Annotated in this window: 19 protein-coding genes; 15 read left to right on the top strand and 4 right to left on the bottom strand. The window is 69.9% G+C overall.

The annotated features are described in order from the left end of the window. Positions 1-49: 49 nt before the first annotated feature. From INQ48_33480 to INQ48_33430, 11 genes are all read left to right on the top strand, one after another. Entirely contained in the window at positions 50-799 is a 750-nt protein-coding gene (locus tag INQ48_33480) for a GntR family transcriptional regulator (protein QRF62448.1), read from the top strand. Beyond that, complete coding sequence (locus INQ48_33475) at positions 796-1,683, top strand: transketolase (GenBank protein ID QRF62447.1); 888 nt, start codon at positions 796-798, stop codon at positions 1,681-1,683. The genes INQ48_33480 and INQ48_33475 overlap by 4 nt, the downstream gene beginning before the upstream one ends. Then, on the top strand, positions 1,680-2,726 hold the full coding sequence (locus INQ48_33470) for a transketolase (protein ID QRF62446.1): 1,047 nt from the start codon (positions 1,680-1,682) through the stop codon (positions 2,724-2,726). Before INQ48_33475 ends, INQ48_33470 begins: the two co-directional genes overlap by 4 nt. Beyond that, positions 2,723-4,180, top strand: a complete 1,458-nt coding sequence (locus INQ48_33465) for an amidase (GenBank protein ID QRF62445.1) — start codon at positions 2,723-2,725, stop codon at positions 4,178-4,180. The genes INQ48_33470 and INQ48_33465 overlap by 4 nt, the downstream gene beginning before the upstream one ends. Before the next feature lie 52 nt (positions 4,181-4,232). Then, the gene (locus INQ48_33460) at positions 4,233-6,503 is read left to right on the top strand and encodes a penicillin acylase family protein (protein ID QRF62444.1); all 2,271 of its coding nucleotides are present in this window, start codon (positions 4,233-4,235) and stop codon (positions 6,501-6,503) included. 207 nt (positions 6,504-6,710) lie between these two features. Continuing rightward, entirely contained in the window at positions 6,711-8,312 is a 1,602-nt protein-coding gene (locus INQ48_33455) for an ABC transporter substrate-binding protein (protein QRF62443.1), read from the top strand. Between the two features lie 12 nt (positions 8,313-8,324). Then, the gene (locus INQ48_33450) at positions 8,325-9,260 is read left to right on the top strand and encodes an ABC transporter permease (protein ID QRF62442.1); all 936 of its coding nucleotides are present in this window, start codon (positions 8,325-8,327) and stop codon (positions 9,258-9,260) included. Between the two features lie 10 nt (positions 9,261-9,270). After that, positions 9,271-10,146, top strand: coding sequence for an ABC transporter permease (locus tag INQ48_33445; GenBank protein QRF62441.1), 876 nt, complete (start codon positions 9,271-9,273; stop codon positions 10,144-10,146). Then, a complete protein-coding gene (locus INQ48_33440) occupies positions 10,112-11,239 on the top strand; it encodes an ABC transporter ATP-binding protein (protein ID QRF62440.1) in 1,128 nt (375 codons plus the stop codon). Before INQ48_33445 ends, INQ48_33440 begins: the two co-directional genes overlap by 35 nt. Next, positions 11,236-12,228 carry an ATP-binding cassette domain-containing protein gene (locus tag INQ48_33435; GenBank protein ID QRF62439.1) on the top strand — a complete coding sequence of 331 codons (993 nt, stop codon included), beginning with the start codon at positions 11,236-11,238 and terminating at the stop codon, positions 12,226-12,228. The genes INQ48_33440 and INQ48_33435 overlap by 4 nt, the downstream gene beginning before the upstream one ends. A gap of 34 nt (positions 12,229-12,262) precedes the next feature. Next, positions 12,263-13,711: an amidase gene (locus tag INQ48_33430; GenBank protein QRF62438.1), complete on the top strand. Its 1,449-nt coding sequence runs from the start codon at positions 12,263-12,265 to the stop codon at positions 13,709-13,711. Between the two features lie 15 nt (positions 13,712-13,726). Here the strand turns inward: INQ48_33430 and INQ48_33425 are convergent, their stop codons facing one another. The 3 genes from INQ48_33425 to INQ48_33415 all read right to left on the bottom strand — a co-directional run bounded on the left by INQ48_33425 (position 13,727) and on the right by INQ48_33415 (position 17,208). Then, positions 13,727-15,601 carry a metallophosphoesterase gene (locus INQ48_33425; GenBank protein QRF63058.1) on the bottom strand — a complete coding sequence of 625 codons (1,875 nt, stop codon included), beginning with the start codon at positions 15,599-15,601 and terminating at the stop codon, positions 13,727-13,729. 433 nt (positions 15,602-16,034) lie between these two features. After that, positions 16,035-16,769, bottom strand: a complete 735-nt coding sequence (locus INQ48_33420; protein QRF62437.1) for an SDR family oxidoreductase — start codon at positions 16,767-16,769, stop codon at positions 16,035-16,037. A gap of 37 nt (positions 16,770-16,806) precedes the next feature. After that, positions 16,807-17,208, bottom strand: coding sequence for an Atu4866 domain-containing protein (locus INQ48_33415; GenBank protein ID QRF62436.1), 402 nt, complete (start codon positions 17,206-17,208; stop codon positions 16,807-16,809). A 75-nt stretch (positions 17,209-17,283) separates the two neighbouring features. Here INQ48_33415 and INQ48_33410 point away from each other — a divergent pair, with 75 nt between their 5' ends. Both INQ48_33410 and INQ48_33405 read left to right on the top strand, forming a co-directional pair. Further along, positions 17,284-18,177, top strand: coding sequence for a LysR family transcriptional regulator (locus INQ48_33410; GenBank protein ID QRF62435.1), 894 nt, complete (start codon positions 17,284-17,286; stop codon positions 18,175-18,177). 81 nt (positions 18,178-18,258) lie between these two features. Beyond that, the gene (locus tag INQ48_33405) at positions 18,259-18,807 is read left to right on the top strand and encodes a TetR/AcrR family transcriptional regulator (GenBank protein QRF62434.1); all 549 of its coding nucleotides are present in this window, start codon (positions 18,259-18,261) and stop codon (positions 18,805-18,807) included. A 9-nt stretch (positions 18,808-18,816) separates the two neighbouring features. Here the strand turns inward: INQ48_33405 and INQ48_33400 are convergent, their stop codons facing one another. Further along, positions 18,817-19,674, bottom strand: a complete 858-nt coding sequence (locus INQ48_33400) for a LysR family transcriptional regulator (protein QRF62433.1) — start codon at positions 19,672-19,674, stop codon at positions 18,817-18,819. 174 nt (positions 19,675-19,848) lie between these two features. On the opposite strand from INQ48_33400, the gene INQ48_33395 reads away from it, so the two are divergent. Together INQ48_33395 and INQ48_33390 are read left to right on the top strand one after the other, a co-directional pair. Then, on the top strand, positions 19,849-20,364 hold the full coding sequence (locus INQ48_33395; GenBank protein ID QRF62432.1) for a hypothetical protein: 516 nt from the start codon (positions 19,849-19,851) through the stop codon (positions 20,362-20,364). A 26-nt stretch (positions 20,365-20,390) separates the two neighbouring features. Continuing rightward, positions 20,391-21,194, top strand: a complete 804-nt coding sequence (locus INQ48_33390) for a helix-turn-helix transcriptional regulator (protein ID QRF62431.1) — start codon at positions 20,391-20,393, stop codon at positions 21,192-21,194.

The raw sequence follows: 21,194 nt of genomic DNA, 5'->3' as shown, positions 1-21,194 counted from the left end.
CCACAATAGCCGCGCGATTCACGCACCCGCACTCAAGGAGAGAGAAGCCATGGCAACCCCCGTCATCAACGTGGTCGAACGCACCAACCTCGCGAGCCAGATCTACGAGCATCTGCGCGAGCAGCTGATGTCGGCCACTTTCCAGCCGGGCCAGCGCCTGAAGATCCGCGACCTGGCCAAGACGATGGGCACCAGCGAGACGCCGGTGCGCGAGGCCCTGATCCAGCTGGTGCGCGACCGTGCGCTCGAGATGAAGGAGGGCTACTTCATCCGCGTGCGCCAGCTCTCGCTGGCCGAGTACCTCGAGCTGCGCGACATCCGCTTCGCGCTCGAGCCGCTGGCGGCCGAGCGTGCCGTGCCCCTGCTCGACAACGCCACGATCAAGCAGTTGACGGAAAGCCATCGCCTGCTGGTGCGCGCGGAGAAGACCAAGGACTACCGCGCGGCGCTGCAGCACAACTTCGATTTCCACTTCGGCATCTACCGCCACTCGGGCATGCCGCAGCTCACCGAGCTGCTGGACCGCATCTGGGTGCAGGTCGGACCGATGCTGAACTTCCTCTACCCGCACGGTCATCCGACCTATGAAGCCGAGCACCAGCACGTGAACGTGCTGCGCGGCCTGCAGCAGCGCGACACGGCGATGGTGCGCAAGGCCATCGAGGACGACCTGATCGAGGGCGGCCGCGACTTCGTGCGCGTGCTGAAGGAAATCGACGCCAATCCCGCGCGCGCCGAGGAACTGCTCGCGCTGCGCAACCAGCAACCCCCCTCCAGCAGAAAGAAAAGCCCGACATGACGGACCCCGGCAGCGCCCTGCATCCCACGGCATTCCCTCCCGACTGGCAACGCCGCGACCGCCTCGCGCTGCCCGTGCCGGAACTCCGGCGCGTGGCGCACACCTTGCGCCGCCAGGTCATCGAGCTCGTGCGCCGCCATGGCCAGGGCTATGTGCAGCAGGGCCTGGGCGCGGCCGAGATCTTCGCCAGCCTCTACTTCCACGAGGCGCGCATCGACCCCGCCGACGCACGCTGGGAGGAGCGCGACCGCTGCATCCTATCGACCGCGCACAACTCCGCGCTGTTCCATGCGGCGCTCGCGCTGCGCGGGATGATCCCCTCGGCCTCGCTCGACGACTACGTGAAGGACGGCTCGGCGCTCGAGATCAACGTCTCCGAGCGTCTCGGCCCCGTGGTCGAAGGCACCTTCGGCTCGCTGGGGCAGGGCATCTCGGTGGCCGCCGGCATGGCGCTGGCCTCGCGCATCCGCGGCATCGACTACCGCGTGAACGTGGTGCTCGGCGACGGCGAGCTCGAGGAGGGCCAGGTCTGGGAGGCCGCGATGCTCGCGGGCTCCGAGGGCCTGCACAACCTCTGCGTGGTGCTCGACCTCAACTGGATGCAGGTCGAGGGCCACACCGACAGCGTGCTGCGGCTCTCGCCCATCGCCGACAAGTTCCGCGCCTTCAACTGGCAGGTGATCGAGCTCGACGGCCACGACCTCGAGGCGCTGCTCGCGGCCTTCGCGGCCGCGCGCGGGCAGACCGCGCGGCCGACCATGATCGTCGCCACCACGGTGCCCGGCAAAGGAGTGAGCCTGCTCGAGGGCGTGATCAGCCACAACGCGAAGCTGCCGGCCGAGGTGGCCGACGCGGCGCTGCGCGAACTGGGAGAGATGGCATGAACGCGAACATCAAGGCGCCGGCGCGCACGCTCGAGGTCGAGGACTTCACGCAGGGCGGTGCCCACACCGCGATGTCGGCCGCGCAGTCGGCGGGTGCATCTTCGGTGCCGCGCTACTACGGCGAGGCGCTGCTGGCACTCGCGCGTGAACGCCAGAACATCGTCGCGCTGTCGGCCGACCTCACCTCGTCGACCGAGACCGACATCTTCCGCGACACCTTCCCCGAGCGCTTCCTCAACCCCGGCATCGCCGAGGCCAACATGGTGGGCGTGGCCGGCGGCCTCGCGCGCAGCGGGCTGCAGGCCTGGGTCCATACCTTCTGCGTGTTCGCCACGCGCCGGCCCTTCGACCAGATCGCGATGCAGGTCGCCTATCCGCGCACCGACGTCAAGATCGTCGGCTTCCTGCCGGGCCTGTCGACCATCCTCGGCGTGAGCCACCAGGCGATCGACGACATCGCGCTGATGCGCGCGCTGCCGAACATGACGGTGATCGAGCCGTCGGGCCCGGCGCAGGTGCCGGCCGCGGTGCGTGCCGCGGCCGACCACAAGGGCCCGGTGTACCTGCGGCTGCTGCGTGCGTCCGCGGCCCTGTCCGAGGACACGCCCTGGGAGCCGCTCGAGCTCGGCCGCATCCAGCCGCTGGACGACGGCGATGGCGAGGCGCTGATCGTCGCGAGCGGCCTGATGGTCGAGCCCGCGAAGGCGGCGGCGCGCGCGCTGCGCGCGCAGGGCATCGCGGTCGCCGTGGCCAACGCGCACACGCTCAAGCCTTTCGACGAGGCCTTCATCCAGCGGCAACTCGCGCGCCGGCGTCTGATCGTGACGGTGGAGAACCACTCGATCGTCGGCGGCCTGGGCTCTGCGGTGGCCGAGGTGCTGGCCGAGGCCGGCGCCGGCACGCGGCTGGTGCGCCTGGGCGTGCGCGACCGCTTCGCGCAGGGCGCGTCGATGCCCTGGCTGTTCGAACGCCACGGCCTCACGGCACAGGGCATCGCCGACGCGGTGCGCGCGGCATTGGCTTCGGGCGAGACGACGCGATGACCGACGCCGTGCTGGTGCCCGAGCTCTGCCGGCTGCCCGCGCGCGAGCTGGCCGCGCTGATCCGGCGCCGCGCGCTGTCGTCGCGCGAGGTGGTGAGCGCCTTCCTGCAGCAGGTCGATGTGCTCAACCCGCGCTTCAACGCGATCGTCTCGCGCGTCGAGCGCGAGCAGGTGCTGGCCGAGGCCGACGCGGCCGATGCCGCGGTGGCCCGCGGCGACGCATTGGGCGCGCTGCACGGCCTGCCGCAGGCGATCAAGGACACGGCGCCGGTGCGCGGCCTGCGCTCCACCTTCGGTTCGCCGCTGTTCGCCGACCACCTGCCGGCGGCCGATGCGATCATGGTCGAGCGCATGCGCGCGGCCGGCGCGATCTTCATCGGCAAGACCAACGTGCCCGAGTTCGGCCTGGGCTCGCACACCTACAACCCGGTGTTCGGCGCCACCGGCAATGCCTGGGACCCGCGCTTCAGCGCCGGCGGTTCCAGCGGCGGCACTGCGGTGGCACTCGCGCTGCGCATGCTGCCGGTGGCCGACGGCGCCGACATGGGCGGCTCGCTGCGCAACCCGGCGGCCTTCAACAACGTGCTGGGGCTGCGGCCCTCGCAGGGGCGGGTGCCGTTCTGGCCGCGCGGCGATGCCTTCGCCGGGCAGCTGACCACCGAAGGCCCGATGGGCCGCAGCGCCGACGACCTGGCGCTGCTGCTGTCGGTGCAGTCGGGCTACGACGCGCGCGCGCCGCTGTCGCTCGACGGCGCGGTGCCCGACTGGCACGACCGCCTCGAGCGAGATTTCGCCGGCGCGCGCATCGGCTGGCTCGGCGACCTCGGCGGCCATCTGCCGTTCGAGCCCGGCATCCTCGCGCTGTGCGAAGCGGCGCTCGCGCGCTTCGGCGATGCGGGCCTGCATGTCGAGCCGGTGCGTACCGACTTCGACTGGAAGCGCGTCTGGCACGCCTTCACCGTGCTGCGCCAGTTCATCATCGGCGGCAAGCATGGCGCGCACTACGACGTGCCGGTCTCGCGCGCGTTGCAGAAGCCCGAACTGCAATGGGAGATCGAGCAGTACCGCAAGCTCTCGGCCGGCGACCTCTACCGCGCCACGCTCGACCGCACCGCCTGGTACGACTGCCTGCTGGGCCTGTTCGAACGGCACGACTTCCTCGCGCTGCCGACCGCGCAGGTCTTCCCCTTCGCGATCGAGGCGCACTGGCCGCGCGAAATCGCGGGCCGTGCCATGAGCAGCTACCACCGCTGGATGGAGGTGGTCACGCCCGGCACCCTGTCGGGCTGCCCGGTCATCAGCCTGCCGGTGGGCTTCGATGCGCGCGGCCTGCCGATGGGCATGCAGATCATCGGCCGTCCGCGCGACGACCTGTCGGTGCTGCAGCTCACGCACCTCTACGAAAGCCTCAGTCCCTTCCTGCGGATGGCGCCGCCCGCGCTGCGCATGGATTGAGAGGCGGGCTCCCGCACACACACAGAACGAACGAGACAAGGAGCACCCCCCGATGAACACGACCCACCCGCTGAAGGGACTGCATGCCCCGGTGGACCTGTGGCGCGATGCCTGGGGTATTCCGCATCTGCGTGCCGCCAATGCCGACGACGCCTTCTTCGCGCTCGGCCACGTGCATGCGAGCGATCGCCTGTGGCAGATGGACGCGCTCCGCCGTCGCGCGATCGGCCGCTATGCCGAATGGCTCGGCTCGGCCGCGCTGCCGATGGACATGCTGGTGCGCCGGCTCGGCCTGGCCGAGTGCAGCCGCCGTGACCTCGCCGCGCTCGGCGCGCCCGCGCGCGCCATGCTCACGGCCTACACCGCGGGCGTGAACGCCTTCATCGCCGAGGGCCAGCTGTCTCCCGAGTACGCGCTGCTCGGCGAGACGCCCGAACCCTGGGAGGAATGGCACAGCATCGCGGTGCTGCGCCAGACCGGGCTGCTGCTGAACTCGGTCTACCCGAAGCTGTGGCGCGCCATTGCGCTGCCGGTGATCGGCGCCGAGGCGATCGACCGCCTGCGCATGGACGACGGCGGCGAGGAGCTGGTCTGCCTGCCGCCGGGTTCGCTGGCGGGGCGCCTGTCGCCCGACATGGCCGAGCTGGCCGATGCCATCTCGGCCTTCATCGGCGAGGCCGACACCGAGGCGGCCGGCGGCGGCAGCAACAACTGGGCAGTGCACGGCAGCCGCACGCGCAGCGGCCGGCCGCTAATGGCCGGCGATCCGCACCGCGTGCTCGACATGCCCAACATGTACCTGCAGTGCCATCTGGCCTGCGATGCCTTCGACGTGATCGGCCTGACCTCGCCGGGCGTGCCGGGCTTTCCGCACTTCGCGCACAACCCCGACGTGGCGTGGTGCGTGACGGTGGCCTTCGTCGACACGGCCGACGTCTACCTCGAGCGCTTCGCGGACGAGGGCCGGCGCTACCTGCGCAGCGACGCGCCCGGCGGCGGCGATGCGCAATGGGCCGAGGTCGAGCGCCGCGTGGAGCGCATCCGCGTGCGCGGCCAGGCCGACGTGGACTGCGAGATCCTCGTGACCGCGCGCGGCCCGGTGGTGGCCGGCGATGCGAAGAGCGGCAGCGCGCTGGTGCTGCGCCACTCGGCCGACGTGGAGGCCGACCGCTCGCTCGACTGCATGCGCCCGATGATGGAGGCGCGCAGCGTCGATGCGCTGTTCGAGTCGGTGCGCGGCTGGGGCCTGGTCGACCACAACCTGGTGGCCGGCGACACCCAGGGCCACATCGGCCACCACGTGCGCGCCAAGGTGCCGCGGCGCGCGGCCGCCAACGGCTGGCTGCCGGTGCCGGGCTGGCTCGACCGCCATGCCTGGAAAGGCTGGATCGACTGGGAACGCATGCCGCGCCAGATCGATCCCGAAGCGGGCCTCATCGTCACCGCCAACAACCGCGTGGTCGAGCGCCACGACGACTATCTCTGCACCGACTGCCATCCGCCGCACCGCGCGCAGCGCATCTGGCAGCTGCTCGCTGCGATGGAATCGGCCGACGTCGCCGGCATGGAAGCCGTGCACCGCGATACGCTGAGCCTGCCGGCGCGCGAAATCTGTGCGCGGCTCGCACCGTTGACGCTGGCCGATGCCCCGTCGCGTGCATTGCGCGACCGCCTCGTGGCCTGGGACGCGCGCCTCGAGGCCGATTCGCGGGAAGCCGATGCCTATGTTTCGCTGCGCATGGCGCTGGCGCGAGCGGTGGCGCGGCGCAGCGGGCTCGCCGCGCTCGACGTGAGCCGGCAGCGCACCGTGCCGCCCGGCCTCGCGATCGACTACCAGCTCGGCTGGTGCGTGCCGCAGTTGCTGCGTGTCGACGATCGCGCGCTGCTCGGCGGCGCGAGCTGGGACGAGGTGCTGACCGAGGCCCTGGCCGAGGTCGCGCGCCTGCCGGTGGCGGCATGGGGCGAGCGGCACCGGCTCGAGCTGCGCCATCCGCTGGCGCCGGTGTTTCCTGCCGAGCCCTTGGTGGCGCCGCGCGACATGGGCGCGATCGGCGGTGACAACGAAACCGTCTTCACCACCGGCTACCTGCCGCACCTGGGCATGCACGCGCACTACGCCTCGCTGGCGCGCTACGTGTTCGACGTGGGGCAGTGGGAGGCCTGCCGCTGGATCGTGTTCCACGGCGCGGCCGGCGATCCGCGCGATGCGCACTACGCCGACCAGAGCGACACCTGGCGGCGCGCGGAAACGGTGCCGATGCACTACGACTGGCGCACCGTCGCGGCCGAGGCCGCTTCGCACGCGCGGCTCACGCCGGCCTGAGGCCGCGGCGCGCGAGCGCCGCTGGCATCGCGAGCACAGCGCCTGCCGCGAGGTCGGCGCAGAGAAGAGAAAGCGCGCACAGCTCTTGCATGGGAGATGCCCGGATTGTCTTCGTTTGACACATGATATATCGTGTATCAAATTTCATATCGAGAGATTTCCAGCGTTTTTCCACGAACCCTCGAAACCCTGAAAGGAACCCGGCTCATGAAGAATTCCCCTCCCCTGTACGCACGGCTCGCCGGCTGGGCGGTGGCATGCGCGGTGGGCGCGGCCGCGACCGCCGTGTGCGCGCAGAACGCACCCGCGCCGGCCGCCAAGACCCTGCGCATGGCGATCAACAACGACCTCAAGGTGGTCGACCCGCTGTTCAGCAACACCTACGTGACGCGCGACTACGGCTACATGGCCTTCGACACGCTGTTCTCGCGCGACAGCAAGGGCGAGCCCAAGCCGCAGATGCTCGAGCGCTTCACGCAGTCGCCCGACAACAAGGCCTGGACCTTCACGCTGCGCCCGAGCCTGAAGTTCTCCGATGGCAGCGCCGTGACATCGGCCGACGTGGTGGCCACGCTGCAGCGCTGGGCCAAGCGCGCGACCATGGGCCTGCTGCTGGCCGACTCGGGCGCGGAGTGGAAGGTGGTCGACGACAAGACCTTCTCGCTGCAGCTCAAGGAAGGCATGGGCCAGGTGCCGCTGATCCTCGCGGCCAAGACGCTGTTCATCGTGCCCGAGAAGCAGGCCAAGGCCTTCCCCGACGCGCCGATCCCCGAACCCATCGGCTCGGGCCCGTTCATCTTCAAGCGCGACGAATGGATCCCGGGCAACCGCATGGTGTTCGTGCGCAATCCCAACTACGTGCCGCGCAGCGAGCCGGCCGATGGCCTGGCCGGCGGCAAGCGCGTGAAGCTCGACCGCGTCGAGTGGCGCTACATGCCCGATGCCAACACCTCCACCTCGGCGCTGAAGAACGGCGAGGTCGACATCGTCAACGTGGTGCCGCCCGACTACCAGGCCGCGCTGCGCACTGACGCCAACGTGCGGCTGGCGCAGACCGGCATCTGGCAGCCGTTCATGGTGGCCAACACGCTGGCGCCGCCGTTCAACAACCCGAAGGCGCGCGCGGCGCTGCTGCACCTGGTGAACCAGGAGGAGATCCTCGCGGGCATGGGCTTCACGCCCGAGCCCGGCAAGTCCTTCTACTGCCCGGCGGTGTTCATGTGCGGCGCGCCCAACGAGACCGCCGCGGGCGCGGAAGCGTTCAGGAAGCAGGACTTCGAGAAGGCCAAGGCGCTGCTCAAGGAGGCCGGCTACAAGGGCGAGAAGATCGTGTTCCTGCAGCCCACCGACGGCACGCAGTCGATGGCCGCGCTGATCTGGATCCAGTACCTCAAGAAGGCCGGCCTGAACCTCGACGTGCAGGTGATGGACCAGTCCTCGGTGCTGGCGCGCGTCTACAAGAAGGAAGGCCCGGCGCAAGGCGGCTGGAGCCTCTACCTCACGGCCTCGAAGAACGCCGACGTCGACACGCCGCTGACCAACGGCTGGGTGCTGTCGTCGTGCAAGGGCAGCGTCGTGCCGGGCTGGCCCTGCGACGCGAAGATCGACGAACTGCGTGACGCCTGGATCCGCGAGGGCGATGCCGCCAAGCGCAAGCAGCTGGTCGACAACCTGCAGCGCCGCTTCTATGAAGCGCCGCCCTACATCCCCTACGGCCAGTACCCGGCCACCTTCGCGGCGCGCAAGGACGTGAAGGGCACCGAGCTGTTCGGCATGGGCATCCCGATCATGTGGAACGTCGAGAAGTAAGGGGACCGCGGCATGGAATATGTGATCCGGCGCGTGCTCGCCACGGTGCCGGTGATGCTGGTGGTGTCGGTGATCGTGTTCCTGCTGATCCACCTCGCCCCCGGCGACCCGGTGCTGCTGATCGTCGGCGACTTCGCCACGCCCGAGCAGATCGCGCAGACGCGCGCCGCCCTGGGGCTGGACCAGCCGCTGTGGCACCAGTTCGTGGTCTGGGTCGGCAACGTGGTGCGCGGCGACTTCGGCGTCTCGCTGTTCAACCAGATGCCGGTGTCGCAGCTGCTGGGCCAGCGCATCGGCGCCACGCTGTCGATCGCCTTCTTCACCATCCTGGTGGCGGTGATGCTGTCGATCCCGCTGGGCGTGCTCGCGGCCTACCGCGCCGGCAGCTGGATCGACCGGCTGGTGATGGTGTTCGCGGTCTGCGCGTTCTCGATGCCGGTGTTCCTCACCGGCTACCTGCTGGTCTACACCTTCGCGCTCAAGCTGCAGTGGCTGCCGGTGCAGGGCTACCGCGGCATCGCCGAGGGCGTGCTGCCCTGGCTCAAGCACCTGGTGCTGCCGTGCCTGAACCTCGGGCTGCTCTACACCGCGCTGCTCACGCGCATGACGCGTGCGTCGATGCTCGAGGTGCTGCACGAGGACTACATCCGCACCGCGCGCGCCAAGGGCCTGGGCGTGCTGCCGGTGCTCGGCCATGCGCTGCGCAACGCGGCGATCCCGATCGTCACCACCATCGGGGTGGGCATCGCGCTGCTGCTGGGCGGCGTGGTGGTCACCGAGACCGTGTTCTCGATCCCCGGACTCGGCAGCCTGGTGGTCGACGCGGTGCAGCACCACGACTACCCGGTGATCCAGAGCCTGCTGCTGTTGTCGGCGGCGGCCTATGTGCTGATCAACCTGCTGGTCGACCTGAGCTACAGCCTGTTCGACCCGCGCATCCGCTATTGAGGCCCCGCCAATGACCGAAGCCATCCTGAACCCCGGCGCCCCGCGGCGTCCTCCCTCGCCGGCGCTGCGGCTGCTGCGCAAGCACTACACGCTGATCCTCGGCGTGCTGATCCTGCTGTTGGTGGTCACGGCCGCGCTGGGCGCGCCGTGGATCGCGACCCACGATCCGCAGGCCATCAACCCGATCGCGCGCATGAAGGCGCCCTCGGCCGAGCACTACTTCGGCACCGACGCGCTCGGGCGCGACACCTTCAGCCGCGCCGTCTGGGGCGCGCGCGTCTCGCTGGTGACCGGCGCCTCGGTGGCGCTGTTGGCCACACTGCTGGGCGTGCTGCTCGGCCTGCTGGCGGGCTTCGTGCGCTGGACCGACGGGCCGATCATGCGCGTGATGGACGGCCTGATGGCGATCCCCGGCATCCTGCTGGCGATCGCGCTGATGGCGCTCACCAAGGCCAGCCTGACGACGGTGATCGTCGCCATCACCGTGCCCGAGGTGCCGCGCATGGTGCGGCTGGTGCGCGCGCTCTCGCTGTCGCTGCGAGAGCGGCTCTACGTGGAGGCCGCGCATGCGCTGGGCACGCGGCTGCGCACCATCCTGTGGCGGCACGTGCTGCCCAACATCCTCGCGCCGCTGCTGGTGCAGGCCACCTTCATCGCCGCGTCGGCCGTGCTGGCCGAGGCCGCGCTGTCCTTCCTCGGCGTCGGCGTGCCGCCGCAGGTGCCGAGCTGGGGCAACATGATCTCGGAAGGCCGCAACCTGATCGCGATCGTGTTCTATCCCATCGTGTTCCCGGGCCTGCTGCTCGGGCTCACGGTGCTGGCGATCAACCTGCTGGGCGACGGCCTGCGAGATGCGCTCGACCCGCACGTGGCGCGCCAGCTCTGAGGACATGTCCATGAACGACACCCCCCTGGCCGCCAAGGGCGCGGCGCACCGCGCGGGCGATGCGCCGCTGCTCGAGATCGACGGCCTGCACACCTACTTCGACACCCTGGCCGGCGAGGTGCGCTCGGTCCACGGCGTCTCCTACCGCGTCGAGGCCGGCCAGACGGTCGGCGTGGTCGGCGAGTCGGGTTGCGGCAAGAGCGTGACGGCGCTGTCCGTGATGCGGCTGATCCAGACCCCGCCCGGACGCTTCGCCGGCGGTGCCATCCGCTACCGCGGCACCGACCTCCTGAAACTCAGCGAGGCCGAGATGCGCCGCATCCGCGGCAACCGCATCTCGATGATCTTCCAGGAGCCGATGACCTCGCTGAACCCGGTGCTGACCGTGGGCCGGCAGATCGCCGAGACCGTGATGCTGCACCAGCAGGTGGGCCGTCGCGAGGCGCTGGCGCGCGCCACCGAGATGCTGCGGCTGGTGCAGATCCCCGAGCCGCAGCGGCGCGTGAACGAGTACCCGCACCAGCTCTCGGGCGGCATGCGCCAGCGCGTGATGATCGCGCTGGCCCTGGCCTGCCATCCCGAGCTGCTGATCGCCGACGAGCCGACCACCGCGCTCGACGTGACGATCCAGGCCCAGATCCTCGAGCTGCTGCGCGGCCTGCAGCGCGAGCTCGGCATGGGCATCGTGATGATCACGCACGACCTCGGCGTGGTGGCCGAATGCTGCGACCGCGTGGTCGTGATGTATGCCGGGCGCAAGGTGGAGGAGGCCGACGTGCTCGACCTGTTCGAACGGCCGCTGCATCCCTACACGCGCGCGCTGATGGCCTCGATGCCCTCGATGAACACCCACAGCGCCCGGCTGACCGAGATCCCCGGCATCGTGCCCTCGCCGCACGAGGCGGTGCGCGGCTGCGCCTTCGCGCCGCGCTGCGGTTTCGCGAGCGAACGCTGCCGCAACGAGGTGCCGCCGCTCGAGGAACACGGCGCGGGCGCGTCGCACCTGTCGGCCTGTTTCCATGTCGAGGAGCTGGTGCGCAAGACCGAAGTACCGACGGCCCAGGCCGTCCTGCTGCAGGAGGCCGGCGCATGAGCACGAACGCGACGACCGAGGCGGGCACGCCCCTGCTCGAGGTGCGCGACCTGCGCAAGCACTACCAGTCGCCGGGCTCGTGGATCTCGCGGCGCAAGGCCTCGAAGGTCTATGCGGTCGATGGCGTGTCGTTCTCGGTGGCCGCGGGCGAGACGCTGGCGCTGGTCGGCGAGTCGGGCTGCGGCAAGACCACCACCGGCAAGTCGATCCTGCGGCTGATCGAGCCCACCTCGGGCACGGTGCGGCTCAACGGCCGCGACCTCCTCTCGCTCGACGCCGGCGCGATGCGCGAGCAGCGGCGCGAGATGCAGATCATCTTCCAGGACCCCTACGCCTCGCTCAATCCGCGCATGACCGCCGGCGAGCTGGTGGCGGAGCCGCTGCGCAACTTCGGCGAGTCCAACGACGCGCAGCGCAACGAGCGCGTGGCGTGGCTGTTCTCGAAGGTCGGCCTGCGGCCCGAGGCCATGAAGAAGCTGCCGCACGAGTTCTCGGGCGGCCAGCGCCAGCGCCTGGGCATCGCGCGCGCCCTGGCGCTGAACCCGAAGCTGATCGTCTGCGACGAGCCGGTGTCGGCGCTCGACGTGTCGGTGCAGGCGCAGGTCATCAACCTGCTGACCGACCTGCAGGCCGAGTTCGGCATCGCCTACCTGTTCGTCGCGCACGACCTCGCGGTGGTGCGCCACATCAGCCACCGCGTGGCCGTGATGTACCTCGGCAAGATCGTCGAGATCGCCGGGCGCGACACGCTGTTTCGCGCGCCGCTGCATCCCTACACCGAGATCCTGCTGTCGGCGGTGCCGGTGCCCGACCCGCGCGTGCGCACGCAGCGCCGGCTGCTCAAGGGCGATCCACCCAACCCGGCCGCGCCGCCCTCGGGCTGCCGCTTCCACACGCGCTGCCCGATGGCGCAGGCGCGTTGCGCCGAGGAGGAGCCGGTGCTCGAACAAAAGACGGCGGGCCAATGGGTGGCCTGCCATTTCCGCTGACTGCACATCCACTCACACAAGGAAAGCGATACCGATGATTGCCGAATACGACAAGCTCGATGCCGTGGCCATGGCCGACCTGGTCCGCCGCCGCGAGCTCAAGGCCGAGGAACTGCTCGACGAGGCCATTGCCCGCACCGAGGCGCGCGACACCGTGCTCAACGCCGTCACCACGCGCTTCTTCGACCTCGCGCGCGACCGCATCGCGCAGGGCCTGCCCGACGGCCCGCTGCGTGGCGTGCCCTTCCTGCTCAAGGACCTGGGCGTGTTCTATGCCGGAACCAAGACCACCAGCGCCTCGCGCCTGTTCGCCGACTTCAGCTCGCCGATCGACAGCACCCTGGCCGAGCGCTACGTGCGCGCCGGCCTCGTGATCTTCGGCAAGTCGAGTCTCTCGGAGTTCGGCATCAGCGCCACCAACGAGCCCGAGATGTTCGGCCCTTGCCGCAACCCGTGGAGCCTGGAGCACACCACGGGCGGTTCGAGCGGCGGCGCCGCCGCGGCGGTGGCTGGCGGCATCATCCCGAGCGCGCACGCGGCGGATGGCGGTGGCTCGATCCGCATCCCCGCTTCGCACTGCGGCCTGTTCGGTCTCAAGCCCACGCGCGCGCGCGTGCCGCTCGGCCCGCACATCAGCGAGAGCTGGGCCGGCATGACCATCCACCACGTGGTGACGCGCTCGGTGCGCGACAGCGCCGTGCTGCTCGACGTCTCGCAGGGCGCCGCGCCCGGCGATCCGTACTGGGCACCGCCGCCCGCGGCCTCGTACCTCGAGCTGACGAAGCGCGATCCGCAGCGCCTGCGCATCGCCGTCTCGCTCAAGTCCTTCGAGGCCGTGGCGCTCGATCCGCAGGTGCGCGCCGGCGTCGAGAACGCGGCCAAGCTGTGCGAATCGCTGGGCCACCAGGTCGAGTGGGTCGATCCCGCGCTGGACGACGTGATTCCCGACGAGGAGTACCTCCAGTGCCGGGCCGACATCATCCACGCCAGCATGTACACCTCGCTGCTGCGCCGCAACCGGCAGCTCGGCCGCGACTTCAGCGGCCGCGACCTGCAGCGCGTGACCGCGCTGTTCGCCGAGGCCGGCCGCGAGGTCAGCGCGCAGACCTACCTCAACGCCATCCAGACCCTGCAGCGCGCGAGCCGCGCACTGGGCCAGCAGTTCGAGAAGTGGGACGTGCTGCTCGGACCCGTCTGCGCCACGCCGCCGCACAAGCTCGGCGAGGTCGACATGGAGAGCACCGACCTCGCGACCTACAAGGCCATCGCGCGCAGCCACACGGGCTACACCTCGATCTGGAACGTGGCCGGCAATCCCGCGATGTCGGTGCCGCTGCACTGGTCGACCGAAGGCCTGCCGATCGGCGTGCAGTTCACGGGGCGCTTCGGCGCGGAAGACACGCTGTATCAGCTGGCTGGGCAGATCGAGCGCGCGGCGCCGTGGGCGGACCGCAGGCCGGAAGCGTTTCCGGCCACGTCCTGAAGTTGTCCCGCGCCCCTAGCGCCGCGCGGTGAGCCACTGCGACGGCGTCAATGCCGCCGCGACCACGCGCACCTCGCCGATGTTGCCGAAGAAGCCATCGGCGCGGGCGCCGTCCCACGAGCCGCCGCCCACCACCCAGGGCGAGCTCGCCGACAGCGTGGCCAGGCCGGGGATCGCGGCGGCGTTGCGCAGCACCGGTGCGCCCTCGACGTACATGGTGGTGTCGTGCGAGGCCGGGTCGTTCACGATGGCGATGTGCACCCAGCGGTCGGCGATCACCTCGCCCGACCAGTTCGCCTTGGGCTCGCGCCGGCCCGCGGGGCTCGGCACCACCTCCCACTGCACCTCGCGCAGGCTCGAGATCGCGAACAGCATCGGCGGCGATTCGCCGTCGCCACCCGCATAGCCCGCGAGGTCGCCGCGGCGGCCGTCGCGCGTCATGATGTTCATCCACGCCTGGTTGCCGCTGGTCCAGCTCTTGTCGATCTTGACGAAGGCCTCGACCGTGTAGCCGTTCTCCAGCGTCTGCGCATTGATCGGCGCGCTGGCGTCGGTGAGGAAGTAGCTCAGGCGCGGCGTGTTCTTGTTGGTGTTGAGGAAGCGCACCGAGCCCGGCGCCGCCGACAGGTGATGGCGGTCGTCGGTCCAGACCACGTCGCCATGGCCCGCGCCCTTCACGCCGCCCTGGTCGAGCGCATCGCGGTGCAGCGGGTTGTTGCCCGTGACGTCGGCCACCACCGTGCCCGGAAGCACCGGCTGGTTGAGCGCGCCGCCGAAGAAGCGCCAGTGCGCCAGCGTGTTCGCGACCTTTGGATAGTCCTCCGCATCGGCGGCGGGGCGCTGCGCGACGGTCTCGGGGTCCTTGTAGTTGGCGAGGATCATCGCGCGTGCCTTGTCGACCAGCGAACCCTCGATGACCGCGCTGCCGCTGCCGAAGGCCTTGTTGAAGCCGGCGAAGCGCTGCGCGAAATCCATCTCGATCTCGAAGGCCTCGTTGGGCGTGGTCAGCACCGCCTGGTCGAAGGCGTTGAGCGTGGCGGCCGGCTTCTGCGGCACCCACGGCGAGAACGACAGCACCTTGATCTTCTTGTTCGTCAGGTCGAACTCGTAGAGGCGCATCAGGCCGTTGCCGCCCTGGTAGGCCATCTGGTAGTCCACCACCATCTCCTCGACCTTGTGGCCGAAGTTGTTGGTCTTCGTGAGGTGCGCGGCGCCGTGGTGGTGGCCGTTGAGCGTCATGAAGATCTGGTCGTTGTCGCGGATCAGTTTCTCCCACAGCATCTTGCCGTAGTCGGTCTCGAGCGGGCTGGTGCCGTCGGCATCGATGTTGAGCAGTTGGTGGTTCGACAGGATCACCGGCAGGGTCGGGTTCTTCGCGATCACCTGGCGGGCCCAGGCGATGCCCGCGGCGGAGATGCGCCACGACAGCGACAGCACCATGAACTTCTGGCCCTGCGCTTCGAACACGTGGTACTCGTGGAAACCGCTCGGGTCGCGCCCGCCGAAGGTGGCCTGCTTCTTCGCGCGCTCGGTGCCGAACCACTGGAGGTAGGGCTCCTTGCTCGGATCGCGGTCGGCGTCGGTGCCGCCGACCGGGTCGACGCCGTAGTCGATGTCGCGCAGCACGTCGTGGTTGCCGGCCAGCACGCTGTAGGGCAGCTTCGCGTCCTCGAGCAGCTTCATCGCCGCATCGGCCACCTTCCACTGGTCGGGCTTGCCGACCTGGTCGACCACGTCGCCGAGGTGGATGGTGAAGGGGATGTTGAGCGCCTTGGCGTTGTCGGCGATCCACTTCGTCTGGGCGGCGAAGGGCGCGCTGCCGAAGCGCTTGTCGTACTGGTCGCTCTCGGCCGCGGTGGCGTAACGCGCGTAGAACTGGGTGTCGGGCATCACCGCGAGCGCGAAGCTCGAGATCTTCGCGGCGACCGCTGGCGCGGGTGCCGGCGCGGGGGCTGCCGGCGCGGGTGCGGGCAGGGCGCCCAGCACCGGCGAGCCGCCACCGCCGCCACCGCAGGCGGCGAGCAGCGCACCGCTGCCGCCGAGGGTCAGCAGCGAGGCGCCGAGCTTGAGCAGGTCGCGGCGCGGCGGCGTGATGGATTCGGGAGCGGGGGCCGGATGCGGCGTGGAAGGCGAGGCGTCGCGCGGCGAGGTCGTGCCGCGCGGATCGTCGGAGAAATTCATTGCAAGCTGAACGAAAGGATGGAGGCGCGCAGCGTAGGAAGACGGGGTGACGTGGGCGTGTCAGCGGCGTGACGCTTGCGGCTGTCATGTAGATCGCGCGCCGGACGCTTGAAGCGACGCCCGGCGCGAATCGAAGCGCCGCTCAATGCGCGCTGGCCGTGGGCCGAATGACGATCTCGCTCGTGTCCACGTCCTCGGGCTGCGAGATCGCGAAGTCGATGGCGCGCGCGATCGCCGATGCGCTGATCGCCACTTTCCTAAACTCCTTCATCTCGTCGCGGCCCTTCTCGTCCGAGATGGTGTCGGCCAGCTCCGATTCGGTCACGCCCGGGCTGATCGTCGTGACGCGGATGTCCTGGTGCTCCTGGCGCAGGCCCTCGGAGAGGGCCCAGACCGCGTACTTGGTCGCGCAATAGACGGCAGCCGTGGGCGAGACGGCGTGCGCCCCGATCGACGCGACGTTCACCACATGGCCCGCGCCCTGCTTCTGCATCGTGGGCAGCACGGCGGCAATGCCGTGCAGCACGCCGCGGATGTTGACGTCGATCATCCGGTCCCACTCGTCGAGCTTGAGCGAGGCGAGCGGCGACAGCGGCATGACGCCGGCGTTGTTGACGATGACGTCGATGCGGCCGAAGCGCGCGATGGCGTGGTCCGCGAAGGCCTGCACGTCCTCGCGCCGCGTCACGTCGAGTGCGCGGGCCTCGGCGATGCCGCCGGCGGCGACGATGTCCGCGACGATCCGATCCAGCCGCTCGGTGCGCCGCGCGCCGAGCAGCACGGTGGCGCCGTTCTTCGCGAGCAGGCGGGCGGTGGCTTCGCCGATGCCGCTGCTGGCGCCGGTGATGAGGATGACCTTGGAAGTCTTTGCGTTCATGGTGGGTTCTTTCTATGGATGGAAACGAGGGTTCGGGTCATCGGGTGCCGGTGGGCGCGACGCGCCGGAGCACCATCCCACCGTGGTGCAGCACGCCATCGATGAAGTCGCCATCGGCCGTGAAGCCGGTGTCGTCGACGTACTCGATGTGGTTGCCTTCGATGACGTAGCGGCCACGGTAGGCGCTCTCGCGGCTGCCGCGCGCCTCGTCGTAGCGGCCGTTGGGCAGCAGCTGATGGCGCACGTGGCCGTCGCCGGTCACCCACATGCCGAGATAGGGATGCGTTGTCATGTCCGATTCCTTGGAAGATCGAGCGTGGGCTCGGTGGGGGGCGGCGAGGGCCGTGCCAAGGGCCAGGAGCCCGAGGCTCAGCAGACCGCGCCGCGTGGGTTTCCGGCGCTTGCAGGCCGCTGGAGAAGGGGTGGTTTGTGAAGTCATGGGCTCACTTTAGGAAGGCGCGGCGGTTAAGAGAACTCCCCGATCGCTGACTGCGCCGGTTAGCATTGCTAACCAATGGATGCCGACTTCAACCTGCTGCGCTTCTTCCTCGCGGTCGCGAAGGAGCAGAACTTCCGCGCCGCCGCGGACCATCTGGGCGTGACGCGTTCGGCCGTCAGCCAGGGCATCCGCCGGCTCGAGGACAGCCTGGGCATCGCGCTGGTCCAGCGCTCGACGCGCCACGTGCGCCTGACCGAGGCGGGCGAGGCGCTGCACCGGCAGATCGCCGAGCCGCTGTCGACGGTAGGCGCGGCGCTGGAAGAGGCCGCAGTCGAGGGCCCCTCACGCGGCGTGCTGCGGGTCGCGGTGACCTCGATCGCCGAGCGCTTTCTCTCGGGCCCGCTGATCAGCAGTTTCGCGGCGGCCCATCCCGGCGTGACGCTCGACGTGACCGTGACCGACGACGAGTCGGACATCGTCGCCGCGGGCTTCGATGCCGGCGTGCGGCTGGGCGAGGTCATCGAGCAGGACATGGTGGCCGTTCCGCTCACCGGCCCGCAGCGCCAGATGGTCGTGGCAAGCCCGGCCTACCTGGCCGCGCACGGCGTGCCGACGCATCCGCGCGAGCTGCTCGCGCACTGCTGCATCGGATGGCGGCGCTCGCCCAAGGAAGCGCCGTACCGCTGGGAGTTCCGCGAGGACGGGCGCGACTTCGCGCTGACGGTGGAACCGAGGATCACCACCAACGACATGCTGCTGATGATCCGTACGGCGCTCGCGGACACCGGCATCACGATCGGCATGGAAGAGACCTTCCGGCCCTACATCGATCGTGGCGCACTGGTCTCGGTACTCGACGATTTCCTGCCGAGCTTCGCGGGCTTCTTCCTGTACTTTCCGAGCCGAAGGAACCAGCCGCGGAAGCTGCGCGCGCTGGTCGATCACGTGAAGTCGTTCGCGCAGCGCTGAGCGCGGCGGGCATCGGCCGGTTCCGTACCGATTCGAACGGAAGTCGACTGCTTCGGTCGGACGCTGCGCTAGACTGCCGCGATGCTCAGGCCCACCAAGTCCCAGATGAACGCCCGGATCGTCGATTGCGCCGCCGGCCTGTTCGCCAAGCATGGCTTCGAGAACACCTCGCTGCAGCAGATCGCGGATGCGATCGGCTATTCGAAGACCGGGCTGCTCTACCGCTATCCGAGCAAGAAGGCGATCTACGAGGCGGGCTTCCAGGCCGGCCGCGACCATGTGACGGCGCTGCTGGCCAGCGTCGAAGGCATGCGCCCCGGCATCCGGCGCGACCGCACCGTCGTCGCCTCCTATGTCGACTTCACTTTCGAATGGCCGGGCGTGTCGGCTTTTGCCAACCGGCTCTCGGGCAGCGAGGAGAGCACCGAGCCGCAGCTGATGGAGATCGCGCTGCTCATCTACCAGGCGCTCGGCACCGATCCTTTCAAGGCCAAGGCGCAGCGCATCGTGCGCATCACGCTCGCGTTCTCGGGCCTCGGCATCGCGGCGATCTCGGCCGTCCGGCTGGGTCGGCAGAAGGAATGGCGCGACGACATCATCGCGTCGGCGATGAAAGCGCTGGGCCACTGAGCAAGGTCGCTACAGCGTCCGCAATGTCGCTCGCAGGTGATCGGCGAATGCCGCCGCCATGGCCGTCGCGGGCTCGAGGCTGAATTCCACCGCCAGCCCGATCGTGGGAAGCACGGGCAGCAAGTCGCCGGTCTCCAGGATCTGCAGGTCCGGCGGCACGGCGGATCGGGTGAGCACCGCGATCGCCTGGCCCGACCGCACGATGGCCAGCAGGCCCGAGATGCTGGCGCTGGCATAGGCCAGCCGATAACTGCGCCGGGCGGCATCGAGTTGCTCGCAGGCGACGCGATGGTCCAGCGTGTCGGGGTCGGACAGCGCGAGCTGCAGCGGCTCGCGGGCCGCCGCGACGTCCTGCCGCAGGCCGACCCACACCAGCGGCTCATGGCGGATCACCGACAGCCTGCCGCCCATGCCGAGCGTGGAGACCAGCGCGAGGTCGAGCGCGTGCTTCCTGAGCTGGTCGTCGAGCCGGGCGGTCGGCGCGCAGAACACCTCGACACGCACCTCGGGATGCCGATCCGCAAAGCCGCGCAGGATCTGCGGCAGGAAGGCGACCGCGTAGTCCTCGGGGCAACCGAAGCGCAGCGTGCCCGACAGCGTCGCGCCCGAGATCTCGGCCAGTGCCGCATCGTGATGCTGGAGGATGGTGCGCGCATGGCCCAGCAGGCGTTCGCCGTGCAGCGTGGGCACGACGCCCCGGCCGGTGCGATGCAGCAGCGGCTGGTTCAGCGTCTCCTCGAGCTTCTTGACCTGCATGCTCACCGCGGCCTGCGTGCGGCCGATCCGGGCCGCGGCCTGGCCCAGCGTGCGGGCCTGCGCGATCGCCACGAAGGTGCGCAGCAGGTCGATGTCGAGATGGCGGTTCAAGGCATGGCGATTTCGGGGGTGCGCGATTTTCGTACCGATTCGGTCTGATTGCAACCACGTTGGTCTGATCGGCCACGAACGCAACCGGCGCTGATAGCTGAAATAAGAAATATTGGCTTGGCGCGGGCTCCCCGCGTTCCTAGACTTCGCGGCCTCGAACAAAGGGAGCTCTCCATGTCTTGCGGCGTCGATTCCGCCTTCTGGGCCAATACCCGCCAGCACCTGATCCGGTACGGCCGCGCCGGCGTGATGCTCGGCATCGAGGGCGACGTGCCCGACATCCTCTCGCTGTCGAAAGCGCTCAGCGTCGAGCTGCCGCTGGCGGCATTGCTGACACCGCGGCGCTGCGCGACCGACCGTCATGCCGGTGGCTTCTTCTTCCTGCCTCGCGCGGATGGCGAGATGGCCGCGGTAGCGCCGCGACAGCTCGAACTGGCCGGTTGCGCCGATGCCTGGCCCGACGGCGGCCTGCACGCCTTGCGGCAATCGTTCGAGCGCGACGATGCCGCTGACGCACCGGCGCGCGGGTTGCTGCTGGGCATAGAGATCGTGCGGGAACGCGAACGCGCGATGCTGGGCCTGCGCATGGATGTCGTCGTGCTGCGTGGCCCGCAGGGCGTGCCGGCGAGCGAGGCGGAGGCCGAGTTCGGCACCAGGCTGTTGAAGCAGGCCACCGAGCACGGCGCGTAGCCGCGAGACCGCTCGTTTCATTCGCCATGGGCATGCAGAACTACCTCCATCTCTGGGACGATCGCTTCCTCTACATCACGCCGGCCATTCGCTCGGGCCTGACGGCGCGGCCCTCGGCCACGCTGCTGGTATCGGCCAGCGGCCGGCCCTTCGCGCTCGAGGGGATGGACGGGACGCGGGTGCGCTGCACCGCGGCACTGGTGGCGCCGCATGTGCCGCGCCGGCTCGATGTCGACGGCAGCGGCCTGCTCTCGCTGAACATGGAGCCCTCGTTCAGCGTGGCGCGCATGCTCGACGGCGTGCAGGGCGATCGCGGCATCCAGGTCATCGATGCGCAATGCTTCGGCCGCCTGCGCGAGCGCTTCGAGGCCGCATTGCAGGGCGAACTGCGCGACAGCCAGTTGCGCGAACTCAGCACGCGCATGGTCGAGGCCGTGGCCGGCCGCCCGCTGGGCAACCTGCCGCTCGATCCGCGCATCGAGCGCGTGCTGGAGCGCGCGCGCACCCAAGTCGGCCCGCTGCCGCTGCGCGAGCTGGCGGCCGAGGCCTGCCTCTCGCCCGACCGGCTGACGCATCTCTTTCGCGAGCAACTGGGGCTGTCGATCAAGCGCTACCTGCTGTGGACCAAGGTGCGGCGCACGGTGCAGCAGCTCGCGAGTCGCCGCAGCCCGCTGGCGGAGATCGCGCACCAGGGCGGCTTCACGGACATGGCCCACATGAGCCGCACCTACCAGCGCTGCTTCGGCCTGGTGCCTTCCTTCCTCGCCAACGGCGCGCAGGTGCAGGTGCGCGCCGACGTCGGCGCGTTGCACACCTGGGGTCCACCCTGA

The organism is Variovorax paradoxus (assembly GCA_016806145.1).
In the GTDB taxonomy this organism is placed as follows: Bacteria; Pseudomonadota; Gammaproteobacteria; order Burkholderiales; family Burkholderiaceae_C; genus Variovorax.
Note: the sequence above shows the minus strand (reverse complement) of the source record. Positions and strands in the feature narration are given on the sequence as shown.

What these genes read in the sequence shown, in the direction of transcription:
- INQ48_33480 (QRF62448.1), top strand. Translation starts at nt 50, where the DNA reads ATGGCAACCCCCGTCATCAACGTGGTCGAACGCACCAACCTCGCGAGC.
- INQ48_33475 (QRF62447.1), top strand. Translation starts at nt 796, where the DNA reads ATGACGGACCCCGGCAGCGCCCTGCATCCCACGGCATTCCCTCCCGAC.
- INQ48_33470 (QRF62446.1), top strand. Translation starts at nt 1,680, where the DNA reads ATGAACGCGAACATCAAGGCGCCGGCGCGCACGCTCGAGGTCGAGGAC.
- INQ48_33465 (QRF62445.1), top strand. Translation starts at nt 2,723, where the DNA reads ATGACCGACGCCGTGCTGGTGCCCGAGCTCTGCCGGCTGCCCGCGCGC.
- INQ48_33460 (QRF62444.1), top strand. Translation starts at nt 4,233, where the DNA reads ATGAACACGACCCACCCGCTGAAGGGACTGCATGCCCCGGTGGACCTG.
- INQ48_33455 (QRF62443.1), top strand. Translation starts at nt 6,711, where the DNA reads ATGAAGAATTCCCCTCCCCTGTACGCACGGCTCGCCGGCTGGGCGGTG.
- INQ48_33450 (QRF62442.1), top strand. Translation starts at nt 8,325, where the DNA reads ATGGAATATGTGATCCGGCGCGTGCTCGCCACGGTGCCGGTGATGCTG.
- INQ48_33445 (QRF62441.1), top strand. Translation starts at nt 9,271, where the DNA reads ATGACCGAAGCCATCCTGAACCCCGGCGCCCCGCGGCGTCCTCCCTCG.
- INQ48_33440 (QRF62440.1), top strand. Translation starts at nt 10,112, where the DNA reads ATGCGCTCGACCCGCACGTGGCGCGCCAGCTCTGAGGACATGTCCATG.
- INQ48_33435 (QRF62439.1), top strand. Translation starts at nt 11,236, where the DNA reads ATGAGCACGAACGCGACGACCGAGGCGGGCACGCCCCTGCTCGAGGTG.
- INQ48_33430 (QRF62438.1), top strand. Translation starts at nt 12,263, where the DNA reads ATGATTGCCGAATACGACAAGCTCGATGCCGTGGCCATGGCCGACCTG.
- INQ48_33425 (QRF63058.1), bottom strand. Translation starts at nt 15,601, where the DNA reads ATGCCCGACACCCAGTTCTACGCGCGTTACGCCACCGCGGCCGAGAGC.
- INQ48_33420 (QRF62437.1), bottom strand. Translation starts at nt 16,769, where the DNA reads ATGAACGCAAAGACTTCCAAGGTCATCCTCATCACCGGCGCCAGCAGC.
- INQ48_33415 (QRF62436.1), bottom strand. Translation starts at nt 17,208, where the DNA reads ATGACTTCACAAACCACCCCTTCTCCAGCGGCCTGCAAGCGCCGGAAA.
- INQ48_33410 (QRF62435.1), top strand. Translation starts at nt 17,284, where the DNA reads ATGGATGCCGACTTCAACCTGCTGCGCTTCTTCCTCGCGGTCGCGAAG.
- INQ48_33405 (QRF62434.1), top strand. Translation starts at nt 18,259, where the DNA reads ATGCTCAGGCCCACCAAGTCCCAGATGAACGCCCGGATCGTCGATTGC.
- INQ48_33395 (QRF62432.1), top strand. Translation starts at nt 19,849, where the DNA reads ATGTCTTGCGGCGTCGATTCCGCCTTCTGGGCCAATACCCGCCAGCAC.
- INQ48_33390 (QRF62431.1), top strand. Translation starts at nt 20,391, where the DNA reads ATGGGCATGCAGAACTACCTCCATCTCTGGGACGATCGCTTCCTCTAC.